The 19828-nt window shown below is 40.1% G+C and carries 22 protein-coding genes; 9 read left to right on the top strand and 13 right to left on the bottom strand.

Annotation, left to right across the window (positions count from 1 at the left end; translation table 11 throughout):
• Positions 1 to 218 precede the first annotated feature (218 nt).
• The 3 genes from OC538_RS17900 to OC538_RS17890 form a co-directional block, all read right to left on the bottom strand.
• Positions 219 to 449, bottom strand: a complete 231-nt coding sequence (locus tag OC538_RS17900; RefSeq protein ID WP_262177767.1) for an ATP-dependent Lon protease — start codon at positions 447 to 449, stop codon at positions 219 to 221.
• A gap of 156 nt (positions 450 to 605) precedes the next feature.
• Positions 606 to 1094, bottom strand: a complete 489-nt coding sequence (locus tag OC538_RS17895; RefSeq protein ID WP_262177765.1) for a GNAT family N-acetyltransferase — start codon at positions 1092 to 1094, stop codon at positions 606 to 608.
• Between the two features lie 412 nt (positions 1095 to 1506).
• Positions 1507 to 1854 carry a hypothetical protein gene (locus OC538_RS17890; RefSeq protein ID WP_262177764.1) on the bottom strand — a complete coding sequence of 116 codons (348 nt, stop codon included), beginning with the start codon at positions 1852 to 1854 and terminating at the stop codon, positions 1507 to 1509.
• Positions 1855 to 2053: 199 nt separating this feature from the next.
• Here OC538_RS17890 and OC538_RS17885 point away from each other — a divergent pair, with 199 nt between their 5' ends.
• Positions 2054 to 2248 (top strand): hypothetical protein, encoded by a 195-nt coding sequence (locus OC538_RS17885; RefSeq protein WP_262177762.1) that lies wholly within the window; start codon positions 2054 to 2056, stop codon positions 2246 to 2248.
• Between the two features lie 455 nt (positions 2249 to 2703).
• On the opposite strand, the gene OC538_RS17880 is transcribed toward OC538_RS17885, so the two are convergent.
• The 4 genes from OC538_RS17880 to OC538_RS17865 form a co-directional block, all read right to left on the bottom strand.
• Positions 2704 to 3672 (bottom strand): hypothetical protein, encoded by a 969-nt coding sequence (locus OC538_RS17880; RefSeq protein WP_262177760.1) that lies wholly within the window; start codon positions 3670 to 3672, stop codon positions 2704 to 2706.
• Between the two features lie 1062 nt (positions 3673 to 4734).
• The gene (locus OC538_RS17875; RefSeq protein WP_262177758.1) at positions 4735 to 5307 is read right to left on the bottom strand and encodes a recombinase family protein; all 573 of its coding nucleotides are present in this window, start codon (positions 5305 to 5307) and stop codon (positions 4735 to 4737) included.
• Between the two features lie 913 nt (positions 5308 to 6220).
• Positions 6221 to 6466, bottom strand: coding sequence for a hypothetical protein (locus OC538_RS17870; protein WP_262177756.1), 246 nt, complete (start codon positions 6464 to 6466; stop codon positions 6221 to 6223).
• A 40-nt stretch (positions 6467 to 6506) separates the two neighbouring features.
• The gene (locus tag OC538_RS17865) at positions 6507 to 7052 is read right to left on the bottom strand and encodes a hypothetical protein (protein ID WP_262177755.1); all 546 of its coding nucleotides are present in this window, start codon (positions 7050 to 7052) and stop codon (positions 6507 to 6509) included.
• 523 nt (positions 7053 to 7575) lie between these two features.
• On the opposite strand from OC538_RS17865, the gene OC538_RS17860 reads away from it, so the two are divergent.
• The 8 genes from OC538_RS17860 to OC538_RS17825 all read left to right on the top strand — a co-directional run bounded on the left by OC538_RS17860 (position 7576) and on the right by OC538_RS17825 (position 13548).
• Positions 7576 to 7812, top strand: coding sequence for a helix-turn-helix transcriptional regulator (locus OC538_RS17860; protein WP_262177753.1), 237 nt, complete (start codon positions 7576 to 7578; stop codon positions 7810 to 7812).
• The gene (locus OC538_RS17855) at positions 7805 to 8230 is read left to right on the top strand and encodes a hypothetical protein (protein ID WP_262177752.1); all 426 of its coding nucleotides are present in this window, start codon (positions 7805 to 7807) and stop codon (positions 8228 to 8230) included. Before OC538_RS17860 ends, OC538_RS17855 begins: the two co-directional genes overlap by 8 nt.
• Positions 8231 to 8244: 14 nt before the next feature.
• Entirely contained in the window at positions 8245 to 8706 is a 462-nt protein-coding gene (locus OC538_RS17850) for a phBC6A51 family helix-turn-helix protein (RefSeq protein ID WP_262177750.1), read from the top strand.
• Between the two features lie 21 nt (positions 8707 to 8727).
• Entirely contained in the window at positions 8728 to 9009 is a 282-nt protein-coding gene (locus tag OC538_RS17845) for a hypothetical protein (protein WP_262177749.1), read from the top strand.
• Positions 9006 to 9650, top strand: coding sequence for a hypothetical protein (locus OC538_RS17840; protein WP_262177747.1), 645 nt, complete (start codon positions 9006 to 9008; stop codon positions 9648 to 9650). Before OC538_RS17845 ends, OC538_RS17840 begins: the two co-directional genes overlap by 4 nt.
• 138 nt (positions 9651 to 9788) lie before the next feature.
• Positions 9789 to 10472 (top strand): hypothetical protein, encoded by a 684-nt coding sequence (locus tag OC538_RS17835; RefSeq protein WP_262177745.1) that lies wholly within the window; start codon positions 9789 to 9791, stop codon positions 10470 to 10472.
• A 411-nt stretch (positions 10473 to 10883) separates the two neighbouring features.
• Entirely contained in the window at positions 10884 to 12944 is a 2061-nt protein-coding gene (locus OC538_RS17830; protein ID WP_262177744.1) for a catalase, read from the top strand.
• A 370-nt stretch (positions 12945 to 13314) separates the two neighbouring features.
• Positions 13315 to 13548 carry a hypothetical protein gene (locus OC538_RS17825; RefSeq protein ID WP_251694982.1) on the top strand — a complete coding sequence of 78 codons (234 nt, stop codon included), beginning with the start codon at positions 13315 to 13317 and terminating at the stop codon, positions 13546 to 13548.
• A gap of 166 nt (positions 13549 to 13714) precedes the next feature.
• Here the strand turns inward: OC538_RS17825 and qoxD are convergent, their stop codons facing one another.
• From qoxD to OC538_RS17795, 6 genes are all read right to left on the bottom strand, one after another.
• Positions 13715 to 13996, bottom strand: a complete 282-nt coding sequence (gene qoxD / locus OC538_RS17820) for a cytochrome aa3 quinol oxidase subunit IV (protein ID WP_251623711.1) — start codon at positions 13994 to 13996, stop codon at positions 13715 to 13717.
• 1 nt (position 13997) lies between these two features.
• On the bottom strand, positions 13998 to 14594 hold the full coding sequence (qoxC, locus tag OC538_RS17815; protein WP_262177741.1) for a cytochrome aa3 quinol oxidase subunit III: 597 nt from the start codon (positions 14592 to 14594) through the stop codon (positions 13998 to 14000).
• A complete protein-coding gene (gene qoxB, locus OC538_RS17810; protein ID WP_262177740.1) occupies positions 14581 to 16539 on the bottom strand; it encodes a cytochrome aa3 quinol oxidase subunit I in 1959 nt (652 codons plus the stop codon). Before qoxB ends, qoxC begins: the two co-directional genes overlap by 14 nt.
• A 66-nt stretch (positions 16540 to 16605) precedes the next feature.
• Positions 16606 to 17520 carry a cytochrome aa3 quinol oxidase subunit II gene (gene qoxA / locus OC538_RS17805; RefSeq protein WP_251699033.1) on the bottom strand — a complete coding sequence of 305 codons (915 nt, stop codon included), beginning with the start codon at positions 17518 to 17520 and terminating at the stop codon, positions 16606 to 16608.
• 563 nt (positions 17521 to 18083) lie between these two features.
• Entirely contained in the window at positions 18084 to 18503 is a 420-nt protein-coding gene (arsC, locus tag OC538_RS17800; RefSeq protein ID WP_262177737.1) for an arsenate reductase (thioredoxin), read from the bottom strand.
• A 24-nt stretch (positions 18504 to 18527) separates the two neighbouring features.
• Positions 18528 to 19823, bottom strand: coding sequence for an arsenic transporter (locus OC538_RS17795; protein WP_262177736.1), 1296 nt, complete (start codon positions 19821 to 19823; stop codon positions 18528 to 18530).
• Positions 19824 to 19828: the final 5 nt, after the last annotated feature.

Below are 19828 nucleotides of genomic sequence, written 5' to 3'. Positions count from 1 at the left end.
ATCATCTATAAACCAGTTTAATATAAAGAAAATAAGCCCTATAAATAAAAAGACTATTGAACTCACACTGAATAGCTTCATACGTACACCCCTATTAGTTTAATTATTATTATGACTTTAACAATTCTTAAATGTTCCAATTCCCATACTAACCTATTCCTTCTAAGCAGGGCAATAATCTTCAAGTAAAGCACCCGTTTGTTGAAGATTATCGTACATTAGTTTTCCGTTTCTTTTTCGTCTCTCTCTTTGATATATCTTTCGTATGCATCTTTCACCTTGTCATTACTATTAGGTGGTACTACTTTTTTATGGACCTCACTAATTAGAATAAATGACCTAAAGATGACTCCAACAATAATTGCACATAAGATGTAAATTCCAATAGGACCGAGGAATGCCAAGATACCTAAAAGCCCAGCTAATAGAATGGATAACAATAACTTCACAAAAATCCCCCCTTAATCTGACTACCTGTATTCCACTTAAAGCCACCATAACTTAAGAAACACTCTTCAACTAAACTGCCCCGTTAGTTCAATAAGAAAAAGATTTGGCTAAGCAACCAATGATCTTTAACTGAAACTCCCGTTAGATTAAGTACCTTACTTTACAAGGTTATCCAAATTCTTTTTCATCAGAGTAAAAACTACTGGATGTCCATAAAATTCGCCCTTATTTTCTTTCATTACCTCAAAGCCTTCTTTTTCATAAAAGGAAATATTTGGATTTCCTTTATACACTGTTAAAGATAAAGTAGCGGGTTCTTTGAATTGCTCAAGTCCTGATAGCAATAGTAACTTTCCAAGTCCTTTTCCTTGATGATTAGGATGAATATATAAGGACTCTAAGAATACATCTTTATCGGATAAATTTCCTGAGAAAAAAGCATATCCCATAATCTCTTCACCATTTTCAGCTACTAAATTTAGAGAGGAACTAAACCGATTATTCATCGCCTCAGTAGAATAAGCATCCTTTAAAACTTTATCTTGTATTTCTTCTGGAATAAACCGACTATATGTATTCCTCCACGTAGCAACTGCAATAGCCCTAACTCTTTCAACATCTGATAAGTCCATCTCTCTAATCACTATAATTCATCCCCTAAATTTATTTGGATACTACTTAACTAAGTAATTCTTCGTTTTCTGTAAAAACCTTCTTCAACTAACCTGCCCCGTTTGTTGAAGAACAGTATTTCGTAATCCTCAATATATTTTAACATATATTTCTAACTTCCTTCTATATTATTCTTTCCAATATCCTATCAGCAAGTGTTTTAACAAGTGCATTAGAAAAGCACATAAATTTATGTGTTCTTGCTATTCCCAGTGCTAATTGCCGTTCTAGTACGTCTTTATAAATCATTTAAATCATTTAAATCATTTAATCGTTGATATAACAACATAAACGAGGACACCAATTCATAGGCGAATCGTGTCCCCAAATGCTGTGTTTTTTATTGTTTTTCCCCATTAACCGAACCCATGCTTTTTTTATTTCCTATATTATCTTACTTGTACCGTCTCGAATTATAATATTTAATAAAACACTAGTATCAAGTTCTGATTCATCATATTCATCGGTAATAGTAATTCGGTGTATAATACGGTGAATCATAAAGAAAACTACTTCTTCTACTTCTTGCGTGACCCTATACTCCAGACCTAACATACCAAGCCCGATAATATATTTTATCTTGATGTAATTGCAGTATTCATAACCATCTTCAGCACAGATTTTCCTTAATTTCACAATCTCCTTTTTGGAAATACCTTTCAATGCTTGTTCAACTACTTCATAAATCATCTTGCTGTGCTTTGCTGATTCTAAATTTAATTCTTTTTTCATTTGTTATTCCTCCGTAAATTATTATTTGTTTGTTCATTCCTCAAACATTTATTTGTTTGCTTTCAGACATAAACTTTTAAATTTAGTTTTTGTCTTACGCTTACAAACCTTAAACAATATGGATAATCAAAACAGACGCTTTTTGGGGAAGGAATTAAATTTACAAATATAAGGTATTTTAGAGAGGTGTTATCTGCGTATGGGCACAAATTTGTATAACGCAGAAGAAGTCCTGCTAATAATTGAAGCAATGGAATATGCAGAAAGAAATAAGCTGCTTTCTGAATTGGCATATAAACACTTTGGAAGAAAGAGATATACGCTTGAGGAAATTGCTAGGCTGAATTATATTGCATTGTACGGAGATGAAGAGGAAGATGAGGGCGGCTATTGAGGTTATTCTGGCTGTCTTGTATTGTCTTTAAGGTATTCGTACGGAAACGCTTAGACCGGCTTAAAAGAGATTCTGACAGGTTTATACTGATTATTGTTTTTTGAATATTAATTTTCAACTATACAACAAAGAAATGCCCTGACCTACACCCATTAAGGCATAGAATCAGGGCTAGCAATTCTTACTTATACTTCACCTTTAAACAAATCTACAACTTCTTCAGGTTTATTATGCAAGAAGTCCATAAACGCATAGTAGCAGTCTTTTCGGCTTCTACCATTCACGATGCTTCTTATCGTGTTTCTTGAAACCGGAAACTTTTTTTCTAGTTGATATGGCTGAAGATTTTTCACCTTGTTAAGATACAAAATTTTATAAACGTCTCTATCAGTCAATTTTACGTTATACACTTTATTTCTACCCTTTCATTTTTGTCATTGGGATTCATAGCTGCTTCACTGTTTCAGGAATTGCTGACGTTGTTCTTCAGACCATCCTTGCCTATCTGCTAAACGCTGGAATGATGATTCAAATAGCGTGAACAGTGTCGCATTGGGTTTTTTACCTGTACGATTCACGACAAATGGATTGATATAGATCCGGCTGTCTTCTGTAGTTTGTGCCAGGGCTACAACAGGCATTTTATGAATCTTGATGCGGAAAAGTAAACGCCTGAAGTTGGTAACTCGTTCAATTCCATAAATATCGGCTAGTTCCCGAATTGTAAACGGTTGGGATTGGCTGACAGGTTTTTCAGGGTGTCGGCATAACGCATTAGATTCAGGATGGACATATGGCAACAGGGAAAAGAACGTAAATAATGAGTGTGCTGTATGAATAGGTTTCCCCTTGCTATTTCTTGCCCTATATAGTTCGCGGATTTGTTTGTCATAAGATTTGACTAGCTTTTCAGATGTTTTACTACCACCGGAAACAGCACCTTTAAAGTGGTACTTTTTGGACCAAATTATCTTTATAACGCTTCGGCTTTCTCTATCTTCAGTGAAAACGCCTTTTTCTAACATGGTATTGTACAGATTGTAAAATTCTTTACGGTTGGTCATTTCCAGTAAATCCATAAGCTGATTTTTCAGGATTGGACGACCGTTTCCGTATGTTAAATAGCGATTATTCTTCTCATACGAGACAAAAGTGCCTAAAAACATGATTCTAGTCTTGTCTGATTGTGTGAAATCTTCATCTGCAATCAATTCTTTTAAAGTATCTAGCATAGTAAATGAAAACCCCCCTGCAAGTTCATCAAATTGCGATTTAACTACCCTATTCTTCAGAAATTCCTTTCGATTTGCTTCACTATCCTTATGAATCAAGATATAGTTTTCAGGATTATCGACTATTATCGCCTTTTCAAATAATTCCCCTGTTTCAATATCTACCACTGGTCTAACTTCGTTCCTCGTCATGTTTTTTCTTCCTTCCAGTTGTCGGTATTCAAGAAGAATCCTCCATTTATTTCAAGTCCTCAAACCCTAAACACTTTTATGTTCAGGTACAGACTTGAGAAGTAGATTCTTTCTTGTCACCTATAGGGATGGTAGGAAGATGCTTTATAAGACAAACAGGACTATATTTATTGTTTGGTAGTATTTGGAACGCATATATTTTCCCAAACAACTCAAAAATTGACCTAAACTCGCCTGAAATGACTCAAATAGTTACCTAAACTAAAAGCGCTTCAAAGCCCGTACCTATGCGGTTTGTAGCGGTTTTTCTAAAGTCTATCCCTCTAATTCTATAGTGGTGTGGGGATTCCTTTCTAGCTGACAAATTAATATAGGTATGACGGTAATAGTCTAAAATCTTTTAGAGGAAAACCACCTCCAAAATCTTTTAAACTTAGCTATTGGCTTGCTTCACTATGTTCAGCAATCCGTGTATCTGAAAATGAGTAGCTGATAAATAGTAAGAAGGATGTTCGAGGTAACGAGAACCCCGTACGGAGTACATAACGGTTAATGCTGTATAAAATTCTATAGGGACAAGATGTCCTTATAGACCAGTGTTAAAGAAACTTATACATAAGAGTCTTTTAAATAATGATATAGAGATATTACAGGACATTAAGTGCAAGAATCTTGAACATGAAGGACAGTAACAAATGGGAAATATCAGAGGAAACAAGGTTTTATAGTGGGGAAAGGATTTTACTGTTTCAATGGTGGTTGTGAGGTGGTGGATTCTAATTGTGACAGAAATAGTGGTGTTTCAGTGGATATTCAGGATGCACATTGATCTACTGTAGAGGCTTGTAAACGTGATGGGTATGCGATTTGCGAAGGTTTAGACAGTGTGGTATTGTGTGGTGGTGTTTTCTAATTGTGAACTTTTGGGAGTATTGTGGAGTACAGAAGACGCTGATATAGACCATGAATCCTTCCCCTCAAGAACATTCCAAAAGCACTGCCCTATCTTGTTTATTTGATTATTATTATTCAACTTCAGGACAACAAAAAAGGTAAGGCTGATTATGCCCTCCCCTCTGCCCTTTGCTTCCTTCTTGCCCTTGCTAATGTACTTTTACTGATCCCGGTTAGGTCTACGACTTGAGTATAAGAATAATTCTTATCTAGCAATCCTAAAGCGTGGTCTATCTGCTTCTTCGTATATGTCGGCTTTCTTCCTTCCCTAAAGTTAGGATTTTGCCTAGCTGCTTCTTTCCCTTCTGCTAACCTTTCAACAACCATATCCCTATCAAATTCTGCAAAGGCTAGCATCATACGCAATATAAGCCTTCCCATTGGCGTATCTTCCACTAATCCCATGTTCAGGATATGTACATTGATTCCCTTTGCCAATAAATCCTGAATGAGAGAAACACCATCTTCAGCACTTCTTGCGAATCTATCTAATTTGGTAACTGTAAGGGTATCGCCCTCTTTCAGCACTTCCAATAGCTTGATAAATTCAGGTCTATCCGAACTCATGCCTGTAAACTTTTCAGAATAGATGATATCGCAACCTTCTTTTTTCAGTTGTTCAATCTGTATATCCAAATCTTGTGAAATGGAAGAAACACGTGCATAACCATATTTAGTCATATATATATCCCCTTTTCAGCATTTACTTATGACAATGAATTGTGACACCGTTCTCATGCTTATGTTAAGCCATTCTATTATCGTTGTCAAATCTGTTGAGTTGTGACACCACTAAAGGGAAAGGGGGGTCTCTTTTTTAGGGGTAGCCCATTTTTAACGGGGAGGGCTATTTTTAGGGGATGCCCTATTCAAAGGGAATGGGAGACGATAAGCCCTGCAGAATCGTTAAGGGGAAACGGTAGCCATTGATCTAACGGTGTACCTTCCTGCAGTTGTGTGGGTGAATCCTTCAGTACAGACGGTCGAGTTAATCAAAGGAGTAGCCAATCAACCAATCAATGACAGACCAACCTGAAGCAACTCTATATAAGTTCTTTATTGTCAGTGATGTTACATAGCCACAGAAGCCCACACAGTAGCCCTACAATCGTCCCTGTTGTAATCAGATAAACCCCATTCGTAAACAATCTTGAAAGCTGTTAGAAGTGAAGCATATAAGTTTTATGATGTAATGATGGATAGATACAGATGCAACCAAGCAAACCAAGCTAAAAGAAACAAACTTTTTTCTTCCCATCTTCAGATATAAAATGATTAATTGTAAAGGTGGTGAGGTAGATTGAGAATATTTGAGAGAGGGGTATATACGGGGGGCGGTATGGGGTGTTTCTGTGTGTAAGCCAAGAGAAAAGATGCGGGACTAAATTAGTCTCCAAACTTTCACCACTGCTTTTTATAGCAACCAACTTGATCCAACTGGAACTCACAGCAACCAACTGCACCAACCCACACATCTACGAATCACTGAAGTTACGCAGCTAAAATCGGTTTAAGAAAATACACCATACTTTTTAACGCCTGATATTTCCCCTACTTCCTACCAATTAATCGACCGAACAATCTCCGTTTACTGTCAATGAACGATTCTTGCACTGAATAGCCGATTAAATATCTTCATCCCTTCTTCGGTAGTAAGCGTCTCTCTGATGTACCTATCAAGTAAATCCCTTATCGTATCGTCAGTAGAGAACTCAAGCATTGAAAGAATTTCATCGGTTTCACTTATTTCTTTCAACTTCATTTTTAAATTAGCAACTTCCTGATGTAATTTTTGATTACGTGCTTTTAGTTCTATTATTTCATTCTCCAATGACGACATGCCAATTCCTCCTATAATATAACCTACTTAAAAATCCTTTTTATTTTATTCTCCCCTCTCGTTCCCATTTGTCCTCTCTTTCTTGATTATCTGTTTTCAACTTTTCAAGTTGATTTCTAATGGCTTCAAACCTGGATGACATATCTTTATCACTTTCTGACACGACTTCCCTCAACCCTTTCTTATTAATGGTTTCGTCTGGGGTAAGTTTAGCTTCTAACGCTTGAATTTTCTTCAATACTTCTTGATTCTGTTCTTCATAACTTTTCAGTAACATTTTCAATAGCTTTCTTACTTCCTGAAACTCATGATTTATATTCATTAGACCCTCACCTTCTTCAGAATCCATTGTTACCGCTATTGGCGTGCCTGCATCCTCTAGATACTTGTTTACATCATTCTTTCTATATCCATCACCGTACAACCTTCTGATTGTCTTCAGGGTTTCTACAGCTGAGACGTGGATATTGTCATCTTCATCAAATCTAAAATATTCTTGGTGTCGTTCAAGATAGACCTTCACTAGTTTTTCGGGAATGTCTACGGCTTCAAACAACCGATTTAACGATAACCATGATTGCGACAAGACTTGTCCCCTCTTTTCTATGTCTTTTTCATACTTTTAACACTTCCAACAGCTATACCAACAACATAAAAACCATATTATTCTTAGTTTAATCATAATATTTAATAATTCAAGGTTAGATGTCTTATTTAGTATTCTTTTCAGATACCTATTATATGAAGGGAAGGAACCTGAAATAGTCATGTTTTAATCCTTCCCGACAAGTAATCAAATGTGCTAATTGTTTACATGCTTTATAAAAATACCTTCGGGGTATTCGATGCCTTCCTTTTGGATGGTAGAGGTTGGGGCTGATTTATTCAGTCTACTTGTGAAGTTCGATATTAAAAATCTTGCTTTGCTTTGCTTTTCTCATCGTGGTTTTTATAGTCAAAGTCCTTTTGATTAAGGTTTAGAAGGTATGGAAGTTGGGGTGTTGGGGATTGGATGCCCCGATGCCTCTTTTTCTTCGGTTAATTTATCACTAAAAGAGAGTCTTATATTCATCAGAAAACTGTTAAAGGTACATAGGAGGGATGCAGGAATGAATCCAAAATTATTAAGATATGGGCGGGGTCTGGCAGGTCTTACACAAGGCGAACTAGCTGAACTGGTAGGACTTGACCGGACAACAATAAACAAATATGAAACCGGCACTCTTCGAATGTCCAATATTACAAGGCGTGGGATTTTAGAAGAACTGGAAAAACGGGGCATGGGACCGGATCAATTGGTATCACTGGCTGAAATTATTGGGGAGGGTGTGAGTATCGATGAATGAAAAGGAAAAGGACATTGTACAGATTCAGATGCAGAAGTTAAAAGTCATTCGGAAAATCCTTGAATCAGGGACATATGACACTGGAACTCTTTTAAATATTGTCGAGGACATTCAGGACACTTTGCGAGGAACCGGATTCATCTATTCCCTTCCCTTTATCTTCGATAAGCAACTGGAACATGTAGAAGCGTATTACAACCGAGGGAAACAGTATAAAAATATGGTACTGGCGACTTTGGAAGATTTGAAGCTGGCACTACTTGATAAACAATTCAGCTCAGTTTATACGCTAAATCTAATTGACAAATTGCTGGAAACGAATTTCTTCATGATTCCGATGCAGGGGCTTATTGATAAATGGCAGATTGGAAATGTTCGGAGAGTAGTGGAAAAGCAATATACAGAAATTGTTGTTTAAGGGGGAAATAATTCATGGCAGAAAAAGATATATTCGCACATATGGACAGTGTAAAACCACCTGAATCACTGACTGATAGGCAAATCGAAATCGCTAGAAATTGGGTGTATGACCGTAAACATAAAGGCAGTACAGTTCAAGAGTTTTGTACAAAAAATGGTCTTTCATCTTCGACACTTTACGCATGGCGAGAAGATTTTAGATTTCAGCACTATGTCAATGAGTTGATGGGTGCGGTGGTAACGGATGACGAAAGAATCGCATATCAGGCAGTCAGAAAAAAGATTATTGAACTTGCAACTGCTGAAGATGCTAGCCTGCGAGAGATTGAACTTTTCACAACTCATTTTGCAGAAGTAATCGAATACGAGAAACAGCTAGCACTCAAAAAGCTAGGTATCAAAACTGAAGGTGAAAAGGCTGATACTAGGTCACTAGAGGAACGCCGACAAGCTTTATTTGCATTAAGAAAATAACTATTATTGGAGGACTTGAAAATGACTAAAAACATGTATGAACAGCAACGCAACGCCTTGAATTTAATCGGAAAGGGATATGAGGAAATTCGAGAAGCAAACAAGAAGAAACGAGAAGCTGAAAAAGTAGAAGAGATTCAGTTTGCGGGTGGATCAATTGGGGAAAACGGTAAGCCTGAAACTATGGACATTTCCAAGATGACTGTGGAACAGAAGGACGAACTTATTACTACTCTTTCAGGTGCAGTTATGGAATTGACTGGGCGACTTGATAATCTTGAAAAAGGTGGTGGCGAACAATGACTTTATTTAAAGAAATGGACGGTTATATCAAACTAGAACAGGATATTAAACAACGATTTAAAGATGCAGAAAAACGTAACGCTGCTGAAAAGGAATCATTAGAGATTCAGTTACAGGAGTTGCAGAAGGAAGCACGAGAACTCTATATGATGATGGTATTGGGAGAAATCACAAAAGAGACTTATGAGGACTTCCAAGCAACTGTTAAACAGAAGGAAGCTGACCTATCACGAGTAAATAAAATGCTTGCAGATATTGCAGATTTACAGCGTGAGGAGATTGCTGAAAAGGTTTACCAACCAATGAAGGAGAAACATAAAGAATTGCAGTCATTTGTTAATCAGATTAAACGTGACGAACGTAAGCGGATTCTACAGGCAAAAGCGGAATACATTGACGTAATTATTGACGCTAAAAAGAATATTGGACAAGGCGTGTCATATGATTCCTTCATGCAACGTATGGCAGTTGAACAGGGCGACAAGACAGCAAACTACGCATATACATTCGACGGGTACGCTTTTATCACTACCAATGAATTTGATGGTACTGCTGGTGCTGATATGTCAGTTGAAGAATTGCGGGAAATCTATGAATCAGGGGAATTGCCGAGAAGATTGAAAAGAGAACTGGCCAAATAAGTTAATGCACTTGTTACTTGTGTCATTGTATTGAAACTGATTATTAATATTCAAGACTGGTGAGGGTGGTGACTTCCTTCATCAGTCTACTTTTTTTGTACTTAAAATACCTAAATACCTACAGGGGGATTATAAACCATGATGAAGAAGATGAAGAAGCTAAAGCAGTTTTTTGTAAGATTATTCAAGAAGAAAAATAATAAGCAAAAGGTAAGCCGGACGATTAAAAGGATTGAACAACTTCGGGATATGTTACCGCATTTAGACCATAAGTTTTCAGTGGAGATTGAAGGTCTGAAGCAGACCTATCATGCTGAACTATTCCAATACGATAGGGAGTATCGAGAGTACGCTGAAAAGCGTCACAAATACGATATGGGGCGTTTATCAGAAGAAGAATATCAAACAGCGTCAAAGAAGCTACAGCCCTTCACAGAAGCAATGGAGAAGGCAAAAGCTGAACTAGAAAATGCCGAAGAAGTTAAGAAGGAAAAGATGCAGCGATTACTTGCAGAAATTGAAGCCCTGCAGGACGCTTATATTAATGATTTGGCAGTCGCTATGGAAGATACAGCCCATAAATTACAGCAGATACGTCAGGATTATTTGAAGATGGTAGCTGACATTGCAGACCTGAATAACCACGCAATGCAGACAGATACCACGCTTCGGAAATATAACCGCATTGTAGGACTTCATTATGATAATAAATTGTTACGTGCTTATGAAATTGGAGTGAATAGTGTTGAGTTCCCTTCTCTAGAAATTACTACAACAGATATTCATAAAGCACTGAAAAACAGATTGAAAACAAGAGTTTAAATTATAGATATTGACAGTTACGAAAAAAACACTTTACTTTTACGTCTGACCACCTTATAATAAAAAATGCAAATACTATTTGTGAAGTGGTCGGGCGTTAGTAACGTTGTAATGACCATTGATACAGTTAGGTTTCGATTCCTTACCTTGACAGGGTAGAGGTCGCTGGTTCGAGCCCAGTCGGAATCATTAGGTGCCAAACCTATTGGGACAACCGTCGGAACAACGGTTGAGCCCGCATAAACAGTCCTATTAGGCCGGATGCCTAGGGGCTGTTTTTTTGTGCTTACTTTTAATTGAAATTCCAGTTGAGAATCTACATACAACGAGAAACAGTAAAAATGTGTTATTTCCTGAAAAGCCCGCATAGGCTAGTATGTATGTTTCAAATAATAGTTAAAGGATGGATGAATGGATAGCAAGTCTTCAAAAAACCAAAAGCCAGTCGGTCAAAATCCTAAGCAAGATCAATTGGATCAATTCCGTGTGCAAAACACAGGAAAACAGATGACGACAAACGAAGGCAGAGTGATTCCGAACGACGAACAGACCTTAAAAGCAGGTGTGCGTGGTCCTTCCCTTCATGAGGATTATTGGTTTTTAGAGAAAATGTCCCACTTCAACCACGAAGAAATCCCCGAAAGAGTGGTCCATGCAAGAGGTTATGGAGCATACGGCGAGTTTGAATGCTACCAATCGATGTCCCATGTCACGAGAGCGGGATTCTTACAGGAACCTGGCAAAAAGACTCCTTTGATATGCCGTTTTTCCACCGTACAAGGGCCGAAAGGGTCTTATGATACGGCTAGGGATTTGCGCTGCTTGGGAGTCAAGCTCTATACCGACGAGGGCAACTACGATCTAACGACAATTGCCATGCCTGTTCTCATCATTCAAGACCCGATGAAGTTTCCGGATTCAATGCACGCCTACCAAAACAAGCAGGATGACGGGATACCGACGGCCAGCGGAGCACACGATAGATTCTGGGATTTTGTTGCAAACAACCCGGAATCCATTCATATGGTTACGTGGATTATGTCCGATCGAGGCATCATAAGAAGTTATCGGATGATGGAATCATGGTCGATCAACACCTATTTATTCATTAATGGAGAAGGTGTGGCAACCTTTGTCCGTTTTGTTTGGAAGCCTGTCCTTGGAGTCCACTCCCTGCTACAGGAAGAGGCGCTCAAAATAGGCGGGCTTGACCCGGACTTCCATCGGAAAGATTTACGGGAAGCAATTGACCGTGGGGCATATCCCGAATATGAACTAGGCGTCCAACTCATTCCAATGGAAGATGAATTCAAGTATGATTTCGATGTTCTGGATCCTGCCAAGTTCTGGCCGGAAGAGCTTATCCCTGTCCAGATCATCGGTAAAATGACGTTAAATCGGAACGTGGATAATTACTTTGCTGAATTGGAGCAAGTAGCATTCAACCCTGCGAATGTTGTTCCGGGGATCGGTTTCTCGAATGATCCTGTTTTACAAGGAAGATTACTTGCTTACAGGGATACACAGCAATACCGACTCGGAAGCGCCAATTATGAACAACTGCCAGTCAACAGGCCTCTCTGCCCGTTCCACAACAATACACGAAGAGGCGTTATGAGGATGCGGATTGATGTGGATCAAGTGAACTATCATAATAACTCCCTCGCTAATAATACCCCCTATACGGCGCCACCTGAGGAAGAGATCTTTATACATTACCCTCGAAAAGTTGAGGGTCACATCATTCGTGGACGAAGCCCTTCATTCAATGATTTTTTCTCGCAACCGAGAATTTTTTGGAATAGCTTGACGCCTGTAGAGAAGCAACACACCATTGAAGGATTTAGCTATCAGCTCGGAAAAGTCAAAAGTGAATCTGTTCGCCAGCAAAATGTCGATTTATTGGTAAATGTGGATAAAGAGCTCGCCAACATCATCGCGGATAATATTGGCGTTAATCGTCCAAGCGGAACAAATGTCACTGTCTCAACTAAATTCTCTTCCCTTAGCCAGGAAAGCACTCCTAGGTATGCATATTCATTAAAGGTCGGTGTGCTAATCGGCAACGGATTCAACAGCAGCGAAGTGACAAGCGCGCTCCGTGCGTTACAAGAGGCCGGGACTTTTGTCGTCATCATAAGTGAAAAGCTTGGAACCGTCACAGGGGATGATGGCACGAAATTGAAAGTCGACGAAACATTCCTGACCTTCAGTCCTTACCTCCTAGATTCGATCTACGTTGTAGGCGGAAGTCACAGGAACCAAGCTAAGTTCAACTATGAAGTCACTTACTTTACGCAAGTCGCCTATAAGCATTACAAACCTATTGGCATCGCTTCCACTGGACAGTCATTTATGCAGGCAACAGATGATAACAATTTAGTTGGAGTCGTCTTTGCCGCAAATAACCCAAACTTCGGAGAAGATTTCGTCACTGCCATCGCGCAGCAGCGTTTTTGGAATAGAAAATGAAGCAAACCTTTTGGAACGTCTTAAAAATACGATCCAGAGTGTCGACAAAAGGGATGGAAATCGAATTGATTTCCATCCCTTTTGTCTTATTAGACGCATTGACGCCAAACGTTAGACTAACGCAACGTTGATTTCCGTTCCGGGCGGACGCTTTCCGAGGGGCTTACCCTCAGCCTCCTCGAAAAGTCGCCGCCCTGCAATCCAATCAACTGGATGTCCCTTAGAGCATCGACATATGTCTAGCTGGTCTGGAACGTCTTAAAAGGCGTTCTTTTTTGCTTACAAGACAACTGTTAGCTGGATATCATTACATAAAAAAGTTTGACAACTTTGTGAACAAGGTAAATAATATAGAAAAGGGGTGTTGGTAATGGAATCCAAATTGAAGATGTTAAATGCCGTTAAGATTGTCGGACTTACAGTACTAGCGATCGGAATCTTCGTTTTCTCGTACGGGTTCTTTGTAAGCGATTACAGTGCGATCACCGGCATCGGAATTGGAACTGTGATGGGAGCTATTTTCATCTTCCTAATGGGGGTCTTCTTTGTTGCAACGGAAGAAATGCTCGAGAAGACGGATAAAGGGATGCGCAGTATTCAATAAAAAAAGAAAGGAGCGCCCAAAGTGGCGCTCCTTTCCTGTTACGTCTAGACTCCGGGCGCCAGATGCTCGGGTCATAAGCCATCCCTGCTGCGAGGCAAAGAACGCCTCTTCGCAGGGTTGGCTTATGCGTGTAGCATCTAAGCAGGCGCCCTTCGCTTTTGTTCTATCACATATCCCAAACCAATATTAACAACGTTCCGAAGATGGTGACGAGCGCTATCGCAATTCCGTAATAAATATTTGCGTAAATCGCCACTTTGTCTTCCGACTCACCTGCATGCATAAAGCCGACAAGTTGCACTGCAGCTTGTATGAATGCCGTGGCCAAAAGAATCGTCATCCCTACTGCAAATGACACATCTAAGAAGTAGACCGTCAATGCTGCAGCAGTCAGAACTAACGAAAAGACAAATCCCATTACTTGTTTACGCGGGAATAATTCGCTCATATTACATCATTCCTTTCAAGTAGATGAAGCTGAAGATGAAAATCCAGACAACATCTAAGAAATGCCAGTAAAGTGAGAAGATGAATGATTTATTTGCCGTTTCGGGCGTCAAGCCACGTTTTTTCACCTGCATGATAATGAAGAGTCCCCAGAAGAGACCTACTGTCACGTGCGCACCGTGCGTCCCTAATGTCGTCAAAAGGATGCCTGTGAATGCACTCACTTGAAGGCCTGCGCCAACATGGACATAATGTGTGAACTCATAAATTTCGACGCCCAAGAATGCCAGTCCGAGGAGTAATGTGATGGCAAAGAACGTCATCATTGCATTTTTCCTACCGATCCTCATGGCATGAACGCCAAGACCGATTGTAAAACTACTTGTTAACAGTAAAATCGTTTCAATGAGCACCGGCGTTATTTCGAAAATCTCTGCGCCAGCCGGTCCGCTCCCCGTACGATGTTCCAATGTAAAATAGGTTGCAAAGAGCGTCGCAAACAACATCACTTCAGCCCCTAGGAAAATCCAGAAACCTAATATGTTCAACTTATTCTGTTCTGTACCATATTCGAGCGGAAGCGAGTTATCGGTTTTCATCAGCTAACACCTCGCTATCTTTTTCTGTTGCTTCTATTTCTTCGACAGGAATGTAATATCCGTCGTCTTTTTCAAATGAACGGTGAGCCATGCATGCAAAGATTGCAATGGTCGTAATAATCGCCGGAATCCACATACTGAATATGAATGAGAAGCCCCAAACAAAGAAGATGCAACTCATGATGAATGGTACTCCGCTGTTATTCGGCATATGAATCTTTTCAATGCTCCCTTTGAATAAAGGCTGACCTTTTTTCTTATAATCCCAGAATGCTTCGATTGAATCGACATGTGGCGTTCTCGCAAAGTTATACGATTGAACAGGAGTCTGTGTCGCCCATTCAAGCGTACGAGCATTCCACGGATCTGAACCGATATTTCTTGAAGAATGGCGCGTGCTGTAATAGACGTTATAGACGATTAACGCGAATCCGATCGCCAGACCTACCGCTCCCACGAAGGAAAGCATGTTCAACGGACCATATCCAGTTGCTTCAGAATACGTGTACAGTCGGCGCGCTTGTCCATCCAACCCAGTGAAGAACATCGGGAAGAATGTGACGTTAAAGCCGATTGCGATAAACCAGAACGCCCATTTTCCAATTCGTTCATTGAGCATGAAGCCGAACATTTTCGGCCACCAATACGTAAGACCGGCCAGCATCGCGAATACGACACCCGGAATGATCGTGTAGTGGAAATGCGCAACCAAGAACATCGTATTATGGTATTGGTAATCGGCACTCGCCATTCCGAGCATAACTCCTGTCACTCCACCGATTGTGAAGATCGGGATGAACCCTACTGAATACAACATCGGAACTGTAAATTCGATTTTTCCTTTCCGCATTGTCAACAGCCAGTTGAATATCTTAATTCCTGTTGGAATCGCAATCGCCATTGTCGTAATGGAGAAGATACTATTGGTTAGAGGTCCTTGCCCCATTGTATAGAAGTGGTGAGTCCAGACTAAGAATGAGAAGAAGGAAATGATCACAATTGAAGCGACCATCGATGTATACCCGTAAAGATTACGGCGTGAAAACGTGGAAATAATTTCACTATATATACCGAATGCCGGCAAAATGAGGATATATACTTCCGGATGTCCCCAAACCCAGAAAAGGTTCGCCCAAAGCATATCCATTCCGCCATTAGTCATCGAGAAGATATGGGTGCCAAATAGACGGTCCATCGTTCCCAACAAAAGTGTAACTGTGAGGACTGGGAATGCGAAAACTACAATCGCGTTCGTGATTAAAGCAGTCCAAGTGAACATTGGCATTTTCATCAATTTCATACCAGGTGCTCTCATCTTAAAGATTGTCGTAACGAAGTTAATACCCGAGATCAATGTACCAATACCGGCTATTTGAATCGACATCAAATAATAATTCGTTCCGACGGATTGACTGAAGTCATTCCCTGCAAGCGGGAAATACGAAGTCCAACCAGCATCAGGAGAACCCCCGATAACGAATGAGATATTGAATAACATTGCACCCATAAAGAACAACCAGAAACTAAGCGCATTCAAACGTGGAAACGCTACATCGCGCGCTCCGATTTGTAAAGGTACAACGAAGTTCATTAACGCATAAATGAACGGCATCGCCATGAAGATAATCATTACAACTCCATGGGTCGTGAATACTTCATTGTAATGTTGGGCATCCAACAATTTGTTATCTGGCACGGCAGTTTGCGCCCGCATCATCAACGCATCAACACCGCCCCGGAATAGCATGAGCAATGCAGCAATGATATACATGATGCCGATACGCTTATGATCAACAGTTGTCAACCACTCGCGCCATAAATAACTCCATTTTTTAAAATATGTTAAGCCTATTAAAATCGCAATAACGGTTAGACCGATGGCAACCATAGATGCGTAAATTGCAGGGCTAGGATGAGGTATGGCGAATCGATCAAAGTAATCCATACTTGTTGTACTCCTTCCGAAAATTTATTTCGTGGCAAATTAACTATAAAGAGAATTCTAGTAGATTTATTTGTGTGCCGAATGATCCGTATCTACATCGCCGTGTGCGTCATCTGTGTCATGTTCTCCCTCATGGGAGTGCTTTGTTCCATGATTGTGACCTTCAGGCGGTGGCAAGAATTCCAAATGAGTTCCACTGAACGTCATTTGACCAAGATGACCCGGTTCCAGCAACTCAGCAAACTTGTCTTCTGTTAAAGGCTCGGCAGTCGCTCTCACTTCCTCGACCCATTTATCGAACTCGTCTGCTGGCATTGCCTCTACATGGAAGATGTTTTCGGCGAAGCCTTTCCCGCTGAAGTTTGCATTTCTCCCCATATATTCTCCAGGAACATCAGCTGCTAAATGTAATGTGGTGATCATATCCGACATTGCATACTTCTGTCCGCCAAGCTGCGGAATCCAGAAGCTAGTAATCGGACCGTATGAGTAAAGTCTAAATTCCAATGCTCGGTCGGTCGGGATATATAGATAATTCACCGTCTCAATATTTTCTTCCGGATAACTGAAATGCCATTTCCAGTCAGAGGAAGAAGCGTAAACGACCAATGGTTTCTGATCTTCATATCCTTTTGGTGTCGCCTCCACTTCATAAGTGGACCTTACTGTGACGATAGATAGGAAGATGATGATAATTATCGGTATCCCGACAATTATCGACTCTACAATCGGATTGCCTTCGATATGCGGAGGTTCATAATCCTCATCTTGTTTCGAAGCTCTATATTTCACAATCACATACACCAACAGAGCGAAAACAGCAATGACAACAATCGCCATCGTCGCAATCGAAATCCAAATAACATTGGATATTGTTTCAGCTTGAGGTCCTTTCGGATCCAGGACCATTACCGGTTCACAACCTGCCAACACGGCAAGAATACCGATAACCAGACTTAAAAGCGTCAATTTCCTTTTCATGGAAGTACCCCTTTCTTGTGTTCTATAAGCTATAGAAACAGCATTTGAAATTATAGTAATTTAGCAGTTCTTTGAGCTAGGTGCTTATCTTAATATAATAAATCGCCAAAAACAATCAGCAGGTGTACACTTCACAAAAACTTCACTAAAAAAAGAAGAATACTGTCACAAACCTTTCAATAAACATCTATATAACTGTCACACTCTTAATATCGCTTGGACATATTTTATTAATAAATAATAAAATACATTATTGAAATAAGCTTATTGCATTTTATCACCAACTTAAGATGTTATTATTTTCATAGTAATTTGATTGGAGCTTTCCAACTTGTCATTTCCCTATCGATAAAAGGGACGAACTGCTTTTCACACCTCTTCTTCATTAAGCATTTTATAACAAAAATAGGAAGAACCTTGCCCATTTTAGGCAATTGTTCTTCCTATGTTTATACAGTTTTTGTGACGTTTTAGTATGATAGAAATAATCGATGACTTTCAAGTGGAAAGGTTATCAAATCCTGATAAAAACTGAATTCAATTGAAAAATAAACCAAACATAATCATTCATCTGTTTCGTTAAATTGTTCAATCCTCTGTCCGATTTCATCCCGTACCCGCTGGAAGAATGCCCACTTTTCCTCTTCCGTTCCCGTCGCTTTTGCCGGATCATCGAATCCCCAGTGAGCACGTTTTGTCTGAGGAGGCGTCACCGGGCAATTGTCATCGGCATCACCGCATAGAGTGACGATGAAATCAGCATTGTTCAGTATGTGCATATCAATAAGATCTGACGTTTGACCCGAAATGTCGATTCCTACTTCATTCATCGCTTTTATGGCGTTCGGATTGACACCGTGCGCTTCAATCCCGGCGCTCATAACATCCCATTCCTCACCGAGGATCTTTTTTCCCCATCCTTCAGCCATCTGGCTACGGCAAGAGTTGCCGGTACATAGGAAATAAATAGTTTTTTTCTCCACGTGTACACACTTCCTTTTCCAAGATTAGATAATCAATAACCATACGTACAATCCGACTAGGGTGATGAAAAGTGTAGGGATCGTCAGAATGATTCCGACTTTAAAATAAGTCCCCCACCCGATTTTCACACCTTTTTGTGAAAGGACATGCAGCCATAGCAACGTTGCGAGTGAACCGATCGGCGTAATTTTAGGGCCTAAATCCGACCCGATGACGTTCGCGTAGATAAGCGCTTCCCGAATCGTTCCTGTCGTATTCGTTTCCGCTATTGCGAGTGCATCAATCATGACTGTCGGCATATTGTTCATGATGGATGATAAAAATGCTGCTATGAAGCCCATTGTTATCGTAGCGGCAAAGAGACCTTGATCAGCCGCCAGTTGAATGACATTCGCCAAGACACTTGTCAAACCGGCATTTTTCAACCCATAGACAACAACATACATGCCGATTGAGAAGAAAACGATCGCCCAAGGTGCCCCTTTCAACACTTGTTTCGTGTGAACTGCTGGGCTTCTCTTCGCCATGACTAAGAAGAAGATGGCTACTATTCCTGCGATAAAAGACACCGGAAGCCCAATGAATTCACTTGAGAAGTAACCGACGAGCAATATGCCGAGGACTCCCCAAGAAAGCCGGAACATCTTGTGGTCTTTGATTGCTTGTATCGGCTCTTTCAATTCGGCGACATCATACTTTCCAGGAATACTCTTTCTGAAAAACAAATACAAGACAAGAATGCTCGCGACTAATGAAAATAAGTTCGGAACAATCATCCTTGAAGCATATTCGGCAAAACCGATGCCGAAAAAGTCGGCTGAAACAATATTGACCAAGTTGCTCACAACTAAAGGTAATGATGTCGTATCTGCGATAAATCCGCTTGCAATGATAAATGGGAATATCATTTTATCGCTGAACTTCAAATTCCGAACCATCGCTAAAACTATCGGCGTCAAGATGAGTGCCGCACCATCATTCGCGAACAACGCAGCCACAATCGCACCGAGAAGGCTGACATAAACGAACATGCGCAGCCCGCTCCCCTTGGCTAACCGGGCCATATGTAAGGCAGACCATTCAAAAAAGCCGATTTCATCGAGTATTAAAGAGATGATGATGATTGCAATGAAAGCGAGTGTTGCATTCCAAACAATGCCCGTGACATCGAGCACATCCCCGAAGTCAACAACGCCGAGCAGCAATGCAATAATTGCCCCGGCACATGCAGACCATCCAATCGAAAGGTTTCGAGGCTGCCAAATAACGAAAATGAGCGTAATGATAAAAATCAGTGACGCAGTTATTACTAAATACAAATGAC

Origin of the sequence: Saccharococcus sp. Marseille-Q5394 (assembly GCF_946901335.1) — a bacterium.
GTDB lineage: Bacteria > Bacillota > Bacilli > Bacillales_A > Planococcaceae > Sporosarcina > Sporosarcina luteola_C.
This window is presented reverse-complemented; position numbering and strand designations above follow the sequence as displayed.

Bases quoted from the DNA above. Each gene is read 5' to 3' on its own strand.
- qoxC (WP_262177741.1), bottom strand. From the start codon at position 14,594: ATGAAAACCGATAACTCGCTTCCGCTCGAATATGGTACAGAACAGAAT.
- OC538_RS17890 (WP_262177764.1), bottom strand. From the start codon at position 1,854: ATGAAAAAAGAATTAAATTTAGAATCAGCAAAGCACAGCAAGATGATT.
- OC538_RS17835 (WP_262177745.1), top strand. From the start codon at position 9,789: ATGATGAAGAAGATGAAGAAGCTAAAGCAGTTTTTTGTAAGATTATTC.
- OC538_RS17850 (WP_262177750.1), top strand. From the start codon at position 8,245: ATGGCAGAAAAAGATATATTCGCACATATGGACAGTGTAAAACCACCT.
- qoxB (WP_262177740.1), bottom strand. From the start codon at position 16,539: ATGGATTACTTTGATCGATTCGCCATACCTCATCCTAGCCCTGCAATT.
- OC538_RS17860 (WP_262177753.1), top strand. From the start codon at position 7,576: ATGAATCCAAAATTATTAAGATATGGGCGGGGTCTGGCAGGTCTTACA.
- qoxA (WP_251699033.1), bottom strand. From the start codon at position 17,520: ATGAAAAGGAAATTGACGCTTTTAAGTCTGGTTATCGGTATTCTTGCC.
- OC538_RS17880 (WP_262177760.1), bottom strand. From the start codon at position 3,672: ATGACGAGGAACGAAGTTAGACCAGTGGTAGATATTGAAACAGGGGAA.
- OC538_RS17840 (WP_262177747.1), top strand. From the start codon at position 9,006: ATGACTTTATTTAAAGAAATGGACGGTTATATCAAACTAGAACAGGAT.
- OC538_RS17870 (WP_262177756.1), bottom strand. From the start codon at position 6,466: ATGTCGTCATTGGAGAATGAAATAATAGAACTAAAAGCACGTAATCAA.
- OC538_RS17845 (WP_262177749.1), top strand. From the start codon at position 8,728: ATGACTAAAAACATGTATGAACAGCAACGCAACGCCTTGAATTTAATC.
- OC538_RS17855 (WP_262177752.1), top strand. From the start codon at position 7,805: ATGAATGAAAAGGAAAAGGACATTGTACAGATTCAGATGCAGAAGTTA.
- OC538_RS17830 (WP_262177744.1), top strand. From the start codon at position 10,884: ATGGATAGCAAGTCTTCAAAAAACCAAAAGCCAGTCGGTCAAAATCCT.
- OC538_RS17875 (WP_262177758.1), bottom strand. From the start codon at position 5,307: ATGACTAAATATGGTTATGCACGTGTTTCTTCCATTTCACAAGATTTG.
- OC538_RS17825 (WP_251694982.1), top strand. From the start codon at position 13,315: ATGGAATCCAAATTGAAGATGTTAAATGCCGTTAAGATTGTCGGACTT.
- qoxD (WP_251623711.1), bottom strand. From the start codon at position 13,996: ATGAGCGAATTATTCCCGCGTAAACAAGTAATGGGATTTGTCTTTTCG.
- OC538_RS17885 (WP_262177762.1), top strand. From the start codon at position 2,054: ATGGGCACAAATTTGTATAACGCAGAAGAAGTCCTGCTAATAATTGAA.